Source organism: Moorena sp. SIO4A1 (genome assembly GCF_010672065.1).
Taxonomy (GTDB): Bacteria; Cyanobacteriota; Cyanobacteriia; order Cyanobacteriales; family Coleofasciculaceae; genus Moorena.
Genome location: NZ_JAAHHX010000867.1, coordinates 1 through 1,230, shown reverse-complemented (window position 1 = coordinate 1,230; position 1,230 = coordinate 1). Strand labels below are relative to the sequence as shown.

Annotated in this window: 1 protein-coding gene; it reads right to left on the bottom strand. The window is 38.5% G+C overall.

Going from position 1 to position 1,230, the window contains the following annotated elements:
• Positions 1–156 precede the first annotated feature (156 nt).
• Positions 157–960 carry a hypothetical protein gene (locus F6K53_RS43650; RefSeq protein ID WP_293087020.1) on the bottom strand — a complete coding sequence of 268 codons (804 nt, stop codon included), beginning with the start codon at positions 958–960 and terminating at the stop codon, positions 157–159.
• Positions 961–1,230: the final 270 nt, after the last annotated feature.

The window sequence follows — 1,230 nt, the reverse complement described above, 5'->3', positions numbered from 1 at the left end:
TGGTAATCGGTAATGACTAATGGCTCATGGCTAATTGCTAATACCAATTTTATCTCCCCATCTCCCCATCTCCCCATCTCCCCATCTCCCCACACTCCCTACTCCCTACTCCCTATTCCCTAAAACCATTAAGAACTACTATGAATAAAATTGGTATTACGTCATCCCAACCCGTTTGGTTCTTAGAGTCACATTAACCCCTTCAGTAGATTGTTCCAATACTAATAATGGCGTTGGTTTTGCCTTTTGATCCCAACGCATGCAAACAATACGTCCTTGAATTGTTGGTTGCCAGGTATCATTTTCTGCATCTGGACTAAGAAATGTTTCAATACAGTCAATAATTTGGCTAACGGTTGCCGAGGTGCGTTGAGTGGGTAATTTCATTAATTTAACTTGAATGCGGAAAAGCACTCCCACACTGCGTTTACCTCGAATTTCTGTCTCGTACTTAACATCAAATGTTTCATTAATTTGACGACCTGACGTACTAGCGACACCGATAACATTTCTAGAGTCTTGAGTAGGTCGTAATGCTATACTGATTAACTGTTTTATTCTAATTTTAATTTGATTGATAACTGCAAAGTGGAATACTTCTTCTTCCATTCGCATTCTGAGGTAATCCAGATTAAATTCCCGCGAGTGAACCAAATCAGGATTGGATTCCATTTTCCGGATAGTATTAAGCGCCAGCTTTAACTTTTTCCGAAGATCAGCAGTTTTATACTGCTCCAATTTCAGCTTTTTGTCCTTATCCTTGAATTGGAGCTTACCATACACCACTAATCCAATCACCACTAAAGCTAGTCCAATAGACACAAACATCCAATGATTCAAACTCCCCAGTTGCCCAGCAGAGACAGAAGTCTTGGGATTGGTAGATGGAGGTGAGGATGCAATTTTCACAGGTACATAAACCTGAGTCCGTGATTCTCTGAAGATGAGATGATGGGACATAATTACTATCGAATAAAACTCAAAACCTCTTAACTAGTATTACCTTAGGGTGGATATCGGAAAAAATTTGTAATCACCTGCTACTATTCGCTTCTGAATCAGTTAGTCATAGACAAATGCTAATTCGCAGTATCTACATATATATTTGTCTTTGATAGGTTTTTGTTTGATAGTTTTTTTTCCTATGATTTAGATTTTAACTTTATCATATAACTTAGATTTTATCTAACTCCAATAGGTTAGGCCTCGATCCTAGGGGGACTTATTCCC

What these genes read in the sequence shown, in the direction of transcription:
- F6K53_RS43650 (WP_293087020.1), bottom strand. Translation starts at nt 960, where the DNA reads ATGTCCCATCATCTCATCTTCAGAGAATCACGGACTCAGGTTTATGTA.